Consider the following 16575-nt stretch of genomic DNA (forward strand, 5'->3'; position numbering starts at 1 on the left):
GGGAAACTGTATGGAAAAAATTCTGGATGAGAATTATTATGATCTGATCATTGAAAATATAGTAAGTTCCACATACAATACGGGTGAGAACGTGACCCCTCTGAACGAGACCTATTCCATATTACATGTCAGGACCGCTGAAATCAATACCTGTGATCAAACCCAAAGTCCTTATTCCTATTTCCCTGAAATATACACTTTGGTATCTCAAGTCAGTGAAGGAATTGCCTACAGTGATGCGATACTTATCAATTCGCAATATGATTTTCATGGAAATGGGATTCTCGCAGGAATAATTGGAACCGGTATCAATTATCAGCATCCGGCATTCATAAACAGGAATGGGACCACCTGCATTGCTTCCATATGGGACCAGACCGTACAGGGAGGCACCATACCCCCTGGATTTACATTTGGCAGTGAATATACGAGTGACAGGATCAATCAGGCATTGGATTCTTCCGACCCCCTGCAGATCGTTCCTTCCGTGGATACCAACGGACATGGAACCGCAGTCGCAAGCGTGATTGCAGGCAGGCGTGACTTTACCCGGAATTTCAGCGGGATCGTACCGGAATCGGAACTTGTGATCGTAAAACTAAAGGAAGCAAAACAGAATTTAAGACAGCTTTACAATATTCCGGATGGCTCGGTATGTTTTCAGGAAACAGATGTGATGCTGGGCCTCCGGTATTTGGTGAATATGTCCCTGAGGTTAAAACGTCCTTTAGTCCTATGCATTGCGTTGGGCAGCAGTCAGGGCGGCCATGATGGGATCAATCCTGTCAGTGATTATTTGGATAATATATCTCGGCTGCTCAATATGGGGATCTGTGCTGCGGCAGGAGATGAGGGAGACAAAGGGAGACACTATTTTAACAGCACTTATTCGGAACCTTTTGTCAATGAATTTCAAATGAACGTAGGGAGAAATGACAAGTTGTTTTCCATGGAGATCTGGCCCTATGCACCATCGTCTTTATCCATCGAGATCATATCACCGCTTGGAGAAACCACGCAAGCGGTTCTTCCTTCTCTGGAATGTAAGGAATTTGTTTTTGAACAGAGTCAAAGCGTTGTATTGGTCCATAATTTTATATTCCGAAGCAGGCGCAGGAATCCTTTGATATTAATCAGTTTTCGTAATGCCTACCCAGGAGTCTGGAGTTTTCGGGTGGTAGATGTGGAGGATACTCCTTTTTCTTTTCATACATGGCTGCCGTCGGATGATCTGATCTCCAACGAAACCTATTTTTATGAGTCCAATCCGGATACCACCATAACTTCACCGGGGAACACCATCAATATTTTAACGGTCACTGCTTATGATCCTGTCACTAACAGCATATTAGTGGAATCGGGAAGAGGCTATACCAGGACCGGAGGTATTAAACCTGATATCGCCGCTGCCGGATCCCTGATTCCCTGTGCAATTTCGGGAAGTGGATACGGGGTGTTGAATGGAACCGGTGCTGCGGTCTGTTTTGCAGCGGGTGCCATCGCTATGATCATGGAGTGGGTCATAAGAACCAATAATGCCGCATTGAATGGAAACCAGCTCCATGGTATGCTGATCCAGAGTGCCTGGAGGGATCCTTCCAGATATTATCCGGATAATGTCTGGGGATATGGAATATTGGATATAAGAGCATTGCTTCGTATGTTATCGGACCAATCCCGGTTATAAACGTAAATTATATTGGAAGCGTATGTATGAATACAATTATAATCAGAGAGGGCAGCAGATTGGCTACCTTAATTTTGGTTTTAAACATTAAATTTGTTCCTACGCAAAAAATTAATGCAGAGCCCACAAAGGATAAATGGCTGATTGCCGCCTCTGTCATAAAGGGCTGTACAAAAGACGCCAGCAAAGTAATGGAACCCTGGAAAAGAAAGAGTGGAATGGCAGAAAAAATAACACCTCTGCCAAAAATGGATGCAAACACCATAACGGTAACGCTGTCTAAGGCCGCCTTGACATAAAGCATGGAAGCGTCACCGGTCAGACCATCCTGCAAGGAACCCACAATCGCCATGGCACCGATGCAGATCGTCAGTGAAGTGGATACGAAACCCTCCACAAAATTATTGTCCTCCGCACTTCCGAATTTCTTTTTCAGCCATTGTCCAAAGGTTTCCGTGTGTTTGTTGATGTTGATAAATTCGCCTAAAACAGCACCAAGCACCAAGGAAATCACCAGTTTCATGGTACCTGTTGTTTCGATGCCTGATTCACTGACTAGAAACATCCCTTGTAAAACTCCGGAAATACCGATGAATATGACGGAAAGCCCCAGTGCATGCATAAGAATTTCCTGATATCTCTTTTTTAAGCCTCCTTTCAGTAAGAGTCCGATGATACCACCGGCAATCACACCAATGCTATTTACGATTGTCCCTGAACCTATCATGTTTTTTTCCTTTCTATCATTTTTTCAAAATTTCTTTGCCTTTGAAGGCGAAAGTAATCGAAAAAAATGTTTTTAAGGGGTATTATATCATAGACACGAAAAACGGTAAACAGATGATAACGGCAAAGAGGGTCTTTTTTCGTTTGTTTTCATTGCATAGTTTAGCGGGAAAATACAGAAACTAAAGGCTGACAGGAGGTATCATTATGGCAAAAGCAGGTATGAGAAGACCCGATCCTTATGATTCCAATAACCACGGAACAGAAAATCATGAGAAAATGCACCGCCCAAAAAATGAACAGGCACAGGTGCCGGAGATCCAGGGCCCGGCAAAAAATGGCAATGCAAAAGCTGGTCCCGTCAATGCCCCCAACTGGGCAAGAGATGATTACAAAATGGGAAATAAACACGATGGCGTATAACGCAATCTTTTTATAATCCCGGGTTCTGGAAAGAAGAAAAAACAAAAAATGGGTCCAGTCTTAATGGCTGGACCCTGCGTAAATTACTTGCAGAACTGGGAAATTAATTCCAATAAATCACTAAAGTTGCATGAGCTGAAGTCAAAAAACATGATACCAATCCCCTTCCTTTTATTATATTGTTCTTACTTTTGAACAATTTGATTGTAACACTATTGTAACCTAAATGTAATATATAATAAATGGAACAGCAAACAGGAAGTGGTAAAAATGGATCGGATCTGGTTCCCAAGGGATATATATTTGGTTCTGCGATTAATAAGGAACGTTCTGTGCTGGTTGGCTGTATGGTTTCTCCAGGATTTGATTTCAAAGATTTTGAATTGTTTGACCGGGCGTATTTACTGGACTAGCAGGGAATGCATTAAGATTGACATAGGAAAATCATGTAAAAAAGCTGCAAATCTTCATACAGGAGGTTTGTGGCTTTTTTTGGATCACGATGGTTTCAAATATATGACTTTCTGTAAGCATAAACCGGCTTGTACTTGTCTAAAATGACTATGTATAATCTTTACATGTATAAATATATATATGTATAATAACTATTTTGTCTTGTAAATACACAGAAAAAGATGTACAATTGTCATAATAATGTTGCGTCCTGTACAATTGATCTTGAGAGTTCGGGAATTCAAAGCATTGTTAAAAGTTTTAAGGCAGGAATAGGAGAGTATGAAAAAAATTTGGAAGCTTTATCAAAGAAATTCGATCATCCAATTTCTGATTTCTTACATATTGGTTCTGGTAGTGCCTTTTCTGATTTTAAGTTACGGGTTTTCGCGGTCCTTTTTCATCGTGGAGGAGGAGATCAAGGATTCCCATGTGAAAATGCTGCAGCGCAGCGTTAATATTATTGACAATAATTTAGAGCGTCTGGAAAGCATGGCACTGCAGATTACTGAGAATTCCGCCATAAAGTCCATGGGGCGGTCCAGGAAGACAGATAAGGAATACATTATTACAGCCATTGATGCAGTCAATGAATTCTATGATATTACACATTACCAGACCATTGATCTTTTGGATGAGGGGTACCTATACTTTCAGGGAGTGGATCTGATTTTATACAGCAAAACGTATTACAGACCGGAAATTTTCCAGCGGTATCTGCAAAACTGGGGGACCAGCCTGACCTCGTGGCGGAAAAACGTGGTAGCACCAGAACTGCGGGTTCCGGTATATGAAAAGCAGGGGAATACCATTGAATACCGGAAACCATTTTCCGAGTATCTGGTGGGAGACAATAATGGAGTATTGGTTTACAGGCTGAAGGAATCCGGCTTAAAGGAACTTTTGGATTTTGGCAATGTTTATGCAGGAGAAAAATATGCAATCATGGTTTTTGACCATGACAGAAATCTTTTGTGGTCAGACGGAAGCCGGCAGGAGCCGGAACTGGCAGAACATGCGTTTGATTCTCACGGATATTTTGAAAAAGAGGGCCAAAGTGTGATTCGGGTCACGTCCGGAAGAAACAAGTGGGACTATGTTCTTGTGGTACCCCAAAAGACAGCCCTTTTAAGATTGGGAGCTTTGAAAAATCTGGTATTTTTCCTGGGCGGCTCTGCAATTGTAATCGGTATCCTGGTATCCGTTATGATGGCAGTAAAAAAGGGGAGACCCATTAATGAAATATGGGGAGTCCTGTCATCAGCAGGGAAGAATACGGACAGCTATCAGAAGATGGGGGAAGTGGTGACCGGAATTCTGCAGGATCACCAGAATCTGCTTTCCGAGCTGGAAATGGATAAGACCTCCAGGAAGAAGGAGTTCTTCCATGAACTGTTAAAGGCCGGCTTTGACAGCGAAAACCAGCTGCGGATATCGGCAAGAAAAGCGGGTATTTCCATGGACGATACGGAATACGTGGTCGCATCCTTTGAACTGTTCTCCAACAATGATTTTAATGATATCGACAGCCAGACCCTTGATGAATTAAGGATCATCATAAGGCTGATCCGGAATAAGCTGGAAGAACTCTATCAGGACAGAGTCTGGTTTTATAAGAAGAATTATCGGGATACCTTCGTGATCTTCGCCGTAGAACATAATTATGAGGGGATTAAAAAGACCATTGCAGAGATATATGACTGGCTGGTGGCAGAATATCAGGTGAATACCAGCTGGGGGATTGGAAAAGTTTGTGATGATCTGCTCTATTTATGGAAATCCGGAGAAGAAGCCAGATATGCGTTGGCGCACGCGGACGCTCAGATGCCGGTAGTGGAATATAATGCAAAATTGGTCAGTGACAATGAATGTTACTTCCCCGATATTGCGGAGGAGAAGCTGGAAGTATCCCTGCGCGGGGGCCATTTGGAAGAAGTGAGGGAGCTTCTCAGGATTTTAAAAAGGGAGAATTTTGAGAAACGGAAGGTAAAACGTTCCCTGTTTATTAAATTCAACCGGAAAATGACGGAGCTTCTTTCCAGGTTTTTAAAACAGGACAGTTCCGGAAAGGATTTAATTCTGTGGCTCAATGAGATCGTGATAAACCCGGAGGAAAGCCATGAGGAATATTTTGACCGTCTGGACCGGGTATGTCAGCGGATCTGCCAGGAGACAGGAGAGAAAAAGAAACAGCAGCGGGGGATTATGATTGACAACATCATTGCCTATATGAAAGAAAACTATATGGATTCCGGTCTTGGTCTGGCCCAGGTGGGGACCGTATTCCGGGTGTCGGAGGGGTATTTGTCTTCCGTCTTTAAGGAACAGGCTGGAATTAATTTTGCCGATTATCTGGAAAAGTTACGCATTGACAAAGGAAGTGAATTATTAAAGGATGGCTCTTTGACGGTCAATGAGATTGCGGCTATGGTGGGATATAACAGCGTTCAGTCCTTCCGCCGTGCCTTTAAGCGGGTAAAGGGAATCAGTCCCAAAGAGGCAAGAAGCTGATAGAGGAACGAAAAGGAAAAAGGAAAAAGGAACCATTTTTCAGAAATCAGAAGAATGGTTCCTTTTTCGGTACAATTTTTTAGATGAAAAAAATTGTATCTTATGCTGTGTTTCAAGAACTGTTATGATAAATAAACAGACGGGATGCACAAAAGCCCCAATGATATGGAGGGATGTTATGAATAAGTTTAAGAAAGCAGAAACAGCAGTTTATAAACACAGCAACGTGCCTTTGAAAACGCGTATTTATCACAACCGGTGGTTTTACGTCATGTTCCTGCCGGTCCTTATCTGCATGATTCTGTTCAGTTATCTTCCTATGGTCGGTATTTTATATTCCTTTACAGAATATACGCCGTTTACTGATCCGGTTTTTATCGGACTGGAAAATTTTAAGACCCTGTTTTCCAGTCCCGCTTTCTGGAGGGCATTCAGAAACACTCTTCAGATCAGTTTCATCAACATGGTGCTGGGGCTTGTCTTCAGCGTGGGGCTTGCCCTTCTCATCGACGAAATCACTCTGATTAAATTCAGGAAGCTAACACAGACCATAGTATACATTCCCCATTTTATATCCTGGGTGGTAGTCGCTTCCATATTCACCATGTTTTTATCTCCGAAAAATGGAATCATCAATCAGATCATTACCATGTTTGGGGGAGAACCAATTTATTTTCTGGCCAATGAAGACTGGTGGAGACCGGTTTTTTATGTGGTGAACCGGTGGAAGGAAACCGGATGGGGAACGATTATCTTTATTGCGGCACTGGCAGGTATGGATCAGGAGATGCACGAGGCGGCCCGCATTGATGGGGCCAGCCGTCTGCAGAGGATCTGGTTTATTACCTTACCCGCCATTTCAGGCACGATTCTGGTGGTGTTCATCCTAAATCTTGCCAAGGTCTTAAACCTGTTTGATTCGGTGTGGGTGCTGCAAAATTCCATGGTCCTCGGAGTCTCCGACGTTCTCGGTACCTTCGTATACCGCCTTGGAATCACCAGTGCGGATTATGGGCTGTCCACTGCTGCCGGCCTGTTTAAATCCATCATATCGGTGATACTTGTAACCATTGCAAACAGGGCCAGCAAAAAAATCAACGGGGAGGGAATCCTATAATGGCAGGAAAAACAGGAGAAAAGTTTTCACTAAAAAAAGGGCATCGGGCAAGAGCCGCGTTTCTGATCTTTAATTATCTGTTTTTGAGCATTTTAATGTGTGCGATGGTAATTCCTTTATTAAAAGTATTTGTGGATTCAGTCGACCCATCCACCTATGGAATCCGGCTCTGGCCGAAAATGTGGGATTTCACCGCTTACACCATGATTTTAAAAAATGTTACATTGTACCGGCCCCTATTGGTATCCGTTCTGACAACGGCTTCCGGAACTGCAGTGGGCCTGCTTTTGACCACGTTAGGGGCATATGTGATCATTCAGAAAGAGATGCCGGGAAGAAAAATATTGACCAATTTAATCCTTTTCACCATGCTGTTCAACGGCGGGATGATCCCTGCATATCTGAATATAAGAAATCTGGGTCTGATGAACAATCTTTTGGCAGTGATCATTCCCTGCAGCTTGAGTGCGTACAATATCATTCTGATGAAAAGCTTTTTTGAGACGATTCCCCAGTCCCTGTACGAAGCGGCGGCTCTTGATGGCTGTACGCCAGTGGATACGTTCTGGAAAATCGTGCTTCCCCTTTCAAAGCCTGCCCTGGCGTCCATCGGCCTGTTCATATCGGTGGGACTTTGGAATGAATACATGCATTTCATTCTCTATATCACCAATCCCAACTGGAAGAATTTTCAGGTGAAGGTGAGAGATTTGATTTTAAATGACGGTATCTCAGGAAATGCCGCCACCCTTACCATGTCCCAGGAAATGCTCAAATCAGCGGTAGTCATTGTGGTGGTATTCCCATTTTTGATCATTTATCCCTTTGTCCAGAAATATTTTACAAAGGGGGTCACCATTGGAGCCGTAAAGGGGTAAAGGCGGCAGTTATACGCAGCGGTTTTATTAAAATTTATATATAAGGAGGATTTCATCATGAGATGGATGAGAAAGGCAGCATCGGTCACAATGGCAGCCGTCATGGGAGCCACAGTTCTGACCGGCTGTGTGGGAAGCGGAACGGAAACGGCATCGACAAAGGCACCTGCCCAGAGCCAGGAGGGGAAAACTGGGGAAAGCACAGGGAATACGGCAGAGGCGGAGAAACCGGAAAGCATCCGGTGGATGGTGCATAGCGGCCTAAATGAAGAAAATGGAACGGCTCAGTGGGCAGAAGAATATGAACGCTTGACCGGGATTAAGATGAATCTGGATATAATATCCAATAATGAATATTCACAGATGCTTGAATTGTCCTTTGCTTCGGACACGGTACCCGATATGTTTGACTTGACCGGTGAGAACCTTGCCGTTTATGCAAAGCAGAATGCGGTTGCAGACTTAACGGACCTGGTCAAGAACTCGGAATTATATAAGAAGGTGGATCCTGCTACCTGGGAAGCAATAAGCTTGAACGGCAGAATTTATGGTGTGCCGATGGAGACACCGTCCGGTGCGGTGACGTATGTCAGAAAAGACTGGCTGGACCGCCTTGGAATGGAGGTTCCAACCACGTATGACGAATTTATCGAAATGCTCCGCAGATTTAAAAAGGAAATTCCGGAGTGCACCGTACCCATTACCGCACCGGCACTGAAATCTGCCATGAACCTGCCAGAATTTTTCCAGGGGGCAACACCCGAGTTTAAAAAGGTCGATGGAAAATGGGTGGATGGAATGGGGCAGGAAAATATGGCCCAGGCGCTGACCAATCTGCGTGCTGTTTACGAGGAAGGGCTGCTGGACAGTGAAGTAATTACCAACACCACCTCCAATTGCAGGGATCAGTGGTACAGCGGTTCGGTTGGCGTGTTTAATTATTGGGGCGGCTTATGGGGGCAGACATTGACAGAGCGTCTTAAAATGAATGTTCCTGAGGCAGAAGTCATAGCCATTGAGCCAATAGAAGGGGCTGTATACGAATTTGCCGTACCAAATCTTCTTTGCATTTCAGGAAAGGCAAGCAAAGAGAAGGCAGCTTCCCTCTTCAAGTACATGATCGAATACATGCACGATGGCGGAGAGGGCCAGGTATTGTTCCAAAGCGGTGTGGAGGGCGTTCACTGGGAGCAGGATGGAGACCATTTGAAGCCACTCCCAACCCTGTCAAACCCGGAAGAGACCTTGAAAAAAGCATGGATTACCCCGTGGCTGGCCATCAGCCCGCTTGAGGTTGATGATAAAAAGATGGAGCTGGCACCTGAGGTAGAGAATTCTCTAAAAATCGTAAATGCCCATTGCGTTGCAAAAAATGTTTACCCGGTATCTTCAACTCTTACGAAAATCAAATCGGATCTTGAAATGTTAAAGCAGGAAATTATTGCAAAGGTTATCATGGGCGATATGACGGTGGAGGAAGGCATGACAAAATATAAGACGGAGTCTGAAATGCTGAACGTACCAAAAGTCGTGGAAGAGATGAATGCCAGTAATTGAACAGGCACCATAAAAGAACAATAAATCATAGGGAAAAGAGAAACTGCCGGGACGGTGTCTGCAGCAGTTTCTCTTTTATTACCTGGGTTATTTGATTTCATCCGATTGACTCCGGATACGCTTTCTGTACTCTTGCGGTGAGACTCCAACGGACTGTTTGAAAATCCTGCTGAAATAAAGAGGATCTGAATATCCGATGCTTTGGGCGATTTCATTGCAGCCAAAGGAACTGGAATACAAAAGCTCTTTTGCTTTGTTCATCCGGATGTCCATAATGTATTGCTGGGGTGTTTTACCGGTGTATCGTTTGAAACAGCGGATAAACCAGCAGCAGCTGACATTGTATTTTTTTGCGTAATTGCTGATCCTTAATGGAAGATGGTAGGACTGGTGGAAATCGACGATAGCCTTTTCAATGAAACCGGTGGTGCTCCACCGTCCATTTTCATTTTCGGAAAAATACCTTGCGGTAAGCTCAATCAATTCTTTCATATATAAATTGGTGATAGGGAGATAGCGGCTCCTTTTTACCTGAAGTTCCTGGATCATCGTTTGAAGCAGTAAGACAAACTCGCTTTGAGGACCGGTCCGGTAAATCCCGCTTTTGCCAAAGCCTGCCTGGGTCAAAAGCGTTTCCGCCTGATTGCCTGTAAAATGGACCCAGTAGACCTCCGGCTGGTGGATCAGCTCATAGCGGTAATACTGGCTGTCACCCGGATGATATAAGACCATGTGGCCCTCCCCGACCGGATGGAGCTTTCCTTCCATCTGAAAATACACCCGGCCCTTGGCAACATACAGTAGTTGATAATCCTGACGTCCGTATGGACGGGTAGTCTCAAAACATTGCTGTGTGACCAGCCGATAATGTCCCGCACTGTTGACCAGAATATCATACTTCATATCAGCAGCACCTCGTTCCTCCGTATTGTAATATCCGGAATCGTTAATCACTAAAAATCCCTCCACTTCTCATTTCTGTTTCCACTATACCACCTGATTGGGCCGATGTCTATGAGGAAGCAGGCACATGGAGGCAACCGCATGGATTTGACATTGGTTTCCCAATGTGTTAGTATTAAAAACAATATAATATCAGCAAGTGAAGTTTGTAGGAAAGTGGCGTAAGCCTACCGAAGGAGTAACACTCTCAGGTGCCTGGATATCCGGGTGTGGACTATAAATGGATGTAACTCTGGAGAATCTCATTTCATGAGTGCCGAAGGTGTAAGGAACGAAACGATTCGTTTTAATCTCTCAGGCGAAAGGACAGAGAACCTATAGGTGGAAAATTTGAGTTTATTTGTGGGTTTCCGGAGTCAAATCATGTTATTGTGGTTTGGCTTTTTTATTTGTTGAAAAAACTGCGGATGTTCAAAATTCAATAAAAGCTGGGTATTCGTATAAAAATTTAGGAGGAGATTTTAGAGTATGGAATGGTTTTCAGAATTGGTCGTCAGTATCAACAAGGTGTTATGGGATGTGTTTTTGATCATTGTTCTTTGTGGTGCAGGGGTGTATTTTACCATTCTCACCAAAGGAGTACAATTTCGCAGATTCAAGCAAAGCTTTCAGCTGACCTTTGGCTCGATCACTTTAAGAGGCAAGAAGGCCAGTGAAAAAGAAGGGATGACATCCTTTCAGTCGCTGCTCACCTCCGTTTCCGCGCAGATCGGTACCGGGAACCTGGCGGGTGTGGCGACAGCCATGGTATCCGGTGGGCCTGGTTCGGTGTTCTGGATGTGGGTCAGCGCCATTTTAGGTATGGCCACGATCTATGCGGAAGCCACCCTTGCCCAGCGTTATAAAACCACGGTCAATGGAGAACTGGTGGGAGGACCTGTATATTACATACGTGCTGCTATCAAGGGACCAGCCGGTAAGATAGTTGCAGCCATTTTTTCTGTTTTCATCATAATTGCACTGGGGTTTATGGGAAATATGGTTCAGGCAAATTCCGTAGGCGGTGCCATGGAGGCAGCGTTCGGGGTTCCTTCGGAATCTATTGGCGCAGGTCTGGCAATCCTTTCTCTGCTTGTTTTCCTGGGGGGCGTAAAGCGGATCGTTGCGGTTGCGGAAAAGGTGGTTCCTTTTATGGCGGTTTTCTTCACCCTGTCTTCTCTGGTGGTGATCGGTGTGAATTTCCGGAATATTATTCCTGCATTTTATGATATTTTCGTTGGAGCTTTTCGGCCTCAGGCAGTTTTGGGGGGAGTTTTGGGAGTAAGCGTGCAGAAATCCATTCGTTTTGGGATTGCCCGTGGATTGTTCACCCATGAGGCCGGTATGGGATCGACCCCTCATGCACATGCTCTGGCAAGGGTAAAGCATCCCTGCGAGCAGGGCCTTGTGGCCATGATGGGGGTGTTCATTGATACCATTGTCTTACTGCCTTTGACAGTTCTTGCGATTTTAACTTCTGGTGTTCTTGGCACAACCGATACGGAAGGCGGGTTTGTTACAGGAATCGAACTGACACAGTCAGCGTTTTCCCAGGTCTTTGGGCATTTCGGGTATGTGATCATCGCCATCTGCGTGTTTTTCTTTGCTTTTGCGACGATTATGGGCTGGTACTTTTTTGGACTTGCAAATGTAAAATACTTATTTGGTAAAAAGGCCGTATCCGTCTATGCCATCCTGGTTTCCATATTTGTAGGAATTGGCTGTGCACTTAAAGTCGATCTTGTGTGGAATCTGGCGGATTTATTTAATGGTTTGATGGTCATCCCCAATATTTCGGCTTTGCTTCTTCTTGGCAGTGTGGTAGTAAAGCTTACGAAAGACTGGGAGTCCGGGAAATCAAACAATATGGAACAAGAGTAACCGGTTCAAAACGTAAAAAATGGTTCACACAGCTATCATTTCCACAGGATGGAAGGATAGCTGTTTTTTTATTTATTAAAATTTTGTAAAAATATGTCGAAAAAACTTAAAATTAATTAATGCATAATTAATGGCTTTCTGAAAATAAATGTTTATAATAGGTCTTTGTGGTATGTGTTTCCAGGAAATATCATTGAACCACAGTATAGCAGCGAGAGGGAGGACAACCCGGTGGTTTTCAGCAGTTTAGAATTTATATTCCGCTTTTTTCCGATATTTCTGGTGATTTATTATGCAATGCCTGACAAACATAGAAATAAGATCCTTTTTATAGGAAGTCTTTGTTTCTATGCCCTGGGAGATTTTCGGTATCTTCCTTTGCTTCTCGCGTCCATTGGAATTAATTACTTGGCAGTCAGGCAGATGCTGCAGCACCGGGAGCGTGCAAGGGCATGGCTCACGGGAGCGTTGATTTTTAATATAGGGACGTTGTTTTTCTTTAAATACATTGATTTTCTCATAGAGAATGTGAATCTTTTCTTAAAACTGTTTCATTCCGGTATCAGCATTGCTTCTTTCCACCTGGAATTGCCGCTGGGAATCAGCTTTTATACGTTTCAGATCATTTCCTGCGTTGTGGATGTGTACCGGGGGGACATTGGAGAAGAACTTACCTTATCCGGCTTTGCCACCTATGTGGCCATGTTCCCCAAAATAATATCCGGTCCCATTACTTCCTTTGGGGAACTGGCAAAAGAACTGTCTGTCAGAAAATACAGTTTGTTCAAGCTGGAAATGGGCTTGAGATTTTTTATTCTGGGACTTGGGATGAAGGTTCTGGTTGCTGACCGGCTGGGTCTTTTGTGGAACGATATACAGACCATCGGTTTTGAAAGCATTTCCACGCCCCTTGCCTGGCTGGGATCGGTGGGATACAGCATACAGCTTTATCTGGATTTTCAGGGCTATTCCCTTATGGCAATCGGAATCGGGAGAATGCTGGGCTTTTACCTGCCTTCCAACTTCAGTCACCCTTACATAGCGAAATCTGTAACAGAATTCTGGCGCAGATGGCACAAGACACTTGGAATGTGGTTTAGAAATTACGTCTATATCCCCCTGGGAGGAAACCGCCGCGGCAATGTAAGACTGGCAGGGAATCTTTTCGTGGTATGGCTCCTTACGGGATTATGGCACGGAGCCAGCTGGAATTACGTGTTATGGGGACTGGTGCTGTTTTTGCTTATTTTCCTTGAAAAGCTATTTTTTAAGCCGGTATTGGACAAATCAAGGATTTTATCCAGATGCTATATGCTTTTTGTGATACCCATTACGTGGATGATTTTTGCCATCAATCATCTAAAACAGCTGGGCATCTATCTTGGCAGAATGTTTGGCCTTTATCAGGGAGTGAATGTCAATCCCGGAGATTTTACGAAATACCTCCTACAGTATAAATGGCTGTTTCTGGCCGGGGGATTTCTTTGTCTTCCCTATGGGAAAAAGATATTCAGCAAATATCAGAATCATCTGATCTGTACGGTGTTTCTTCTTGTGATATTCTGGTATTGTGTTTACCTGCTTTCCAATGGGGCGAATAATCCGTTTTTATATTTTAAATTTTAGTATTACATAGGACGAAAGGATAACGATGAAAAATATGGGAGACTTTAAAAGATGCCGTCTGCTGGTTCTGTTATCTGCCAGCACCGTGGCCTTGTCATTGGTTGGATATCTTGGCAAAAATAATGTTTACGCCGAAAATTCTGTGGATCTGATAAAATCTCCCCAGCTGGCAGCGGTTTTTGAAGGAATGGAACAGGGAAAGTACCCCTGGGATATCCTGGCGTTTGGTTCCAAACAGGCAGATGCCAATGTCCCGGAATCCTCCGCATCTGCAGGGGAGGAGACAACCGCCGGCACAGAATCCACAGCCAGTACGGAATCGGCAGCCAGTACAGAAGCAGCGGTCCCTGAAGGTTCTCCACTCTTTACAACCGTGGATCAAAGCTATTTTGATGATGCTTTATTCATCGGAGATTCCAGAACGGTTGGTTTATCCCAGTATTCCGGCTGGAAGAATCCGGTTTACTATGCAGATGTGGGCCTTACAATCTATGATGTTTTTGACAAAAAGATCGCAGAAGTGAACGGGGAAAAACTTACAATAGATAAAGCGTTGGAAAAACAGAAATTTGGTAAGATTTATATTATGCTGGGGATCAACGAATTGGGAAGAGGAACGACCGGGAAATTTGCAGAAAGGTACCGTCAGGTAATTGGAAGAATCAGGGAGCTTCAGCCGGATGCGTTGATATTTATCGAAGGGATCATGAAAGTCTCCAAAAAGAAATCGGATACGGACCCAATCTTCAACAATCAAAACATAAATGAAAGAAATGCTGCCATAGAAACGCTGGCGGACAATACCAGCGTCTTTTATATTGATGTGAATCAGGCCATTGCTGATGAGACAGGTGGGATACCGGCGGAGGATACGTTTGACAATGTTCATTTAAAAGCGGCGTATTACCATCTCTGGACCGATTTTCTGCTGACCCATGGAATTATAAAAACTTCTTCATGACATAAAATGGAACATATTTTATTCAAGGTATTTCCAAAAGTCAATATTTCGACTATAATTTTGTTAATAGTCAGAAAAATTTCTTTTTAAGAACGAGAGGCATAATGGATGGACAGGTTTGATGATTTAATGAATAATACTATAGTTAAAAAGTTAGTCAGTATTCTATTGCTGGTTTTATTTATGTATTTCTTTCGGGGGATGCTCAATCAGCTTTTGCTTATTTTTATCGTAACATTTATCTTTGGACAGCTGCAGAAGTTCATTTATGATAAAGTGAATGCCCATATTAAAGTCAGCCGGAAGCTGGTTACGATTTTGATGTATATGGTGATTCTTTTGTTTTTTACGGTTTTAGGAATCGTGTATATCCCAATGGTGACCCAGCAGCTTCTTGATATCATCGGTCTGCTCTCAACCTTTGATTTGAATCAGGTTCAGTCAAAAGTGAATATCGGTCTTATCAATGCCATACCAAAGGAGGAGATTGATTCCTATATCCGGATGGCAGAGAGCCATCTTCTTGGTTTTGTTGCAACGGCGGGAACATTCAGCATCAATTTGCTGCTGTCTTTTTTAATCAGCTTTCTCTTTTTACTGGAAAAGGAGGAGATTATTGCTTTTTTTAAGCATATGGAACAGAGTAAAGTCTCTTTCTTCTATGAGTATTTCACCTTCTATGGAAAGAAGTTTTTAAACTCATTTGGGAAAGTGATTGAATTGCAGATTTTAATTGCATTCATTAACTCCTTTCTATCCGTAGTGGCCCTTACGGTAATGGGATTTCCCCAGACCCTGGGTCTTGGGGCCATGATTTTCATTCTCGGATTGATTCCGGTTGCCGGGGTGATCATTTCCCTGATCCCTCTTGCCATCATTGCATTTAATATCGGCGGTGCCATTAAGATCATTGAAGTGATTGTGATGATTGTGGTACTTCATTCCCTGGAAACTTATGTGCTGAATCCCAAGCTGATGTCCGCGAAAACAAAGATTCCCGTGTTCCTTGTGTTTCTCATTCTACTTGTGAGTGAACATTATATCGGGGTATGGGGCTTGCTTTTCGGCATTCCGCTGTTTATGTTTTTCCTGGACATCCTGGATATTAAGGTGAGGGAAAATTAATTAGAAAAAAAGGGTGGAGGTCTGGATTTCGTCTGGTGATATAGAAATTTAGGTGCAGTGTGGGATCAGACCAAGGCATCAATAAGCATATACGTATCCGCTCACCTCATTTGCAGGTATGAGCTTTGTCACCTCTATTTCTGGATTTTCATAGGATTGGCGGTTAAATTCCTGTTCTGAGGAAAAAAGAATTCCTTCCACGGTCACCCATGAACCGGCCTTAAGCTGAGCGGTCCTATCATATTTGCAGATCAGTCCCAGTGGAGTAACATCGGCTGCGCAGCAGGTCATAAGCATACGGGAAGCCATGAATTCCTCCTCGTGACATAGGGCAGGGCCGGTGGAGACAAATCCGGTCAATCGTATTTTGTAACCCACATATTTTTGTGGGTTATTGCTTATTTCAAAGACCCAGAAGCCAAAATCATCATTGGAAACCGTGATGGTTTTTAAAGTCTCATTCAATCCTGGCAGCACGTCGCCGAATTCATTTTGGGTAAGTGAGGCTTCTTCACCGGCAGCAGTGGCAGAATCTTTAGAAAACATCAACAGATAACAAGCGATACCGATAAAGTATAAGCATAAAATTAAACGATTCAATATCCTGAATTTGAATGATCTTGACTTTACCCCTGCCATATAATTTCCTCCTAAAAAAAGAGACAGCTAACACTCCTATTTTATGATT

General features: G+C 43.5%; 14 protein-coding genes and 1 riboswitch. Of the genes, 11 read left to right on the forward strand and 3 right to left on the reverse strand.

The genetic code is table 11. The annotated features are described in order from the left end of the window. Nucleotides 1-10 precede the first annotated feature (10 nt). Complete coding sequence (locus tag VIG27_RS06275) at nt 11-1687, forward strand: S8 family peptidase (RefSeq protein ID WP_394526178.1); 1677 nt, start codon at nt 11-13, stop codon at nt 1685-1687. A gap of 7 nt (nt 1688-1694) precedes the next feature. Here VIG27_RS06275 and VIG27_RS06280 read toward each other — a convergent pair whose 3' ends face one another. After that, nucleotides 1695-2414: a DUF554 domain-containing protein gene (locus VIG27_RS06280; RefSeq protein ID WP_394526180.1), complete on the reverse strand. Its 720-nt coding sequence runs from the start codon at nt 2412-2414 to the stop codon at nt 1695-1697. Between the two features lie 206 nt (nt 2415-2620). Between VIG27_RS06280 and VIG27_RS06285 the strand changes: the two genes are divergently transcribed. The 6 genes from VIG27_RS06285 to VIG27_RS06310 all read left to right on the forward strand — a co-directional run bounded on the left by VIG27_RS06285 (nt 2621) and on the right by VIG27_RS06310 (nt 9352). Beyond that, on the forward strand, nt 2621-2836 hold the full coding sequence (locus VIG27_RS06285) for a hypothetical protein (RefSeq protein ID WP_394526182.1): 216 nt from the start codon (nt 2621-2623) through the stop codon (nt 2834-2836). 242 nt (nt 2837-3078) lie between these two features. Continuing rightward, nucleotides 3079-3249, forward strand: coding sequence for a cupin domain-containing protein (locus VIG27_RS06290; RefSeq protein ID WP_394526184.1), 171 nt, complete (start codon nt 3079-3081; stop codon nt 3247-3249). Nucleotides 3250-3571: 322 nt separating this feature from the next. Then, nucleotides 3572-5800, forward strand: a complete 2229-nt coding sequence (locus VIG27_RS06295) for a helix-turn-helix domain-containing protein (RefSeq protein ID WP_394526187.1) — start codon at nt 3572-3574, stop codon at nt 5798-5800. A 178-nt stretch (nt 5801-5978) separates the two neighbouring features. Beyond that, on the forward strand, nt 5979-6917 hold the full coding sequence (locus VIG27_RS06300) for an ABC transporter permease (RefSeq protein ID WP_394526189.1): 939 nt from the start codon (nt 5979-5981) through the stop codon (nt 6915-6917). Beyond that, nucleotides 6917-7795 (forward strand): carbohydrate ABC transporter permease, encoded by an 879-nt coding sequence (locus VIG27_RS06305; protein WP_394526191.1) that lies wholly within the window; start codon nt 6917-6919, stop codon nt 7793-7795. Before VIG27_RS06300 ends, VIG27_RS06305 begins: the two co-directional genes overlap by 1 nt. Before the next feature lie 57 nt (nt 7796-7852). Next, nucleotides 7853-9352: an extracellular solute-binding protein gene (locus tag VIG27_RS06310; RefSeq protein ID WP_394526193.1), complete on the forward strand. Its 1500-nt coding sequence runs from the start codon at nt 7853-7855 to the stop codon at nt 9350-9352. A gap of 87 nt (nt 9353-9439) precedes the next feature. On the opposite strand, the gene VIG27_RS06315 is transcribed toward VIG27_RS06310, so the two are convergent. Beyond that, nucleotides 9440-10306 (reverse strand): helix-turn-helix domain-containing protein, encoded by an 867-nt coding sequence (locus tag VIG27_RS06315; protein WP_394526196.1) that lies wholly within the window; start codon nt 10304-10306, stop codon nt 9440-9442. 231 nt (nt 10307-10537) lie between these two features. Beyond that, nucleotides 10538-10635: riboswitch (glycine riboswitch) on the forward strand. A gap of 148 nt (nt 10636-10783) precedes the next feature. Here VIG27_RS06315 and VIG27_RS06320 point away from each other — a divergent pair. The 4 genes from VIG27_RS06320 to VIG27_RS06335 all read left to right on the forward strand — a co-directional run bounded on the left by VIG27_RS06320 (nt 10784) and on the right by VIG27_RS06335 (nt 15887). Further along, nucleotides 10784-12175, forward strand: a complete 1392-nt coding sequence (locus VIG27_RS06320; protein WP_394526199.1) for an alanine/glycine:cation symporter family protein — start codon at nt 10784-10786, stop codon at nt 12173-12175. A 231-nt stretch (nt 12176-12406) separates the two neighbouring features. Then, a complete protein-coding gene (locus tag VIG27_RS06325) occupies nt 12407-13801 on the forward strand; it encodes an MBOAT family O-acyltransferase (protein WP_394526201.1) in 1395 nt (464 codons plus the stop codon). A 25-nt stretch (nt 13802-13826) separates the two neighbouring features. Then, nucleotides 13827-14762: a GDSL-type esterase/lipase family protein gene (locus VIG27_RS06330; RefSeq protein WP_394526203.1), complete on the forward strand. Its 936-nt coding sequence runs from the start codon at nt 13827-13829 to the stop codon at nt 14760-14762. 108 nt (nt 14763-14870) lie between these two features. After that, complete coding sequence (locus VIG27_RS06335; RefSeq protein ID WP_394526206.1) at nt 14871-15887, forward strand: AI-2E family transporter; 1017 nt, start codon at nt 14871-14873, stop codon at nt 15885-15887. A 78-nt stretch (nt 15888-15965) separates the two neighbouring features. On the opposite strand, the gene VIG27_RS06340 is transcribed toward VIG27_RS06335, so the two are convergent. After that, complete coding sequence (locus tag VIG27_RS06340; protein WP_394526209.1) at nt 15966-16526, reverse strand: TIGR03943 family putative permease subunit; 561 nt, start codon at nt 16524-16526, stop codon at nt 15966-15968. Between the last annotated feature and the right edge of the window lie 49 nt (nt 16527-16575).

Origin of the sequence: Lacrimispora sinapis, from assembly GCF_043633585.1 — a bacterium.
Lineage (GTDB): Bacteria > Bacillota > Clostridia > Lachnospirales > Lachnospiraceae > Lacrimispora > Lacrimispora sinapis.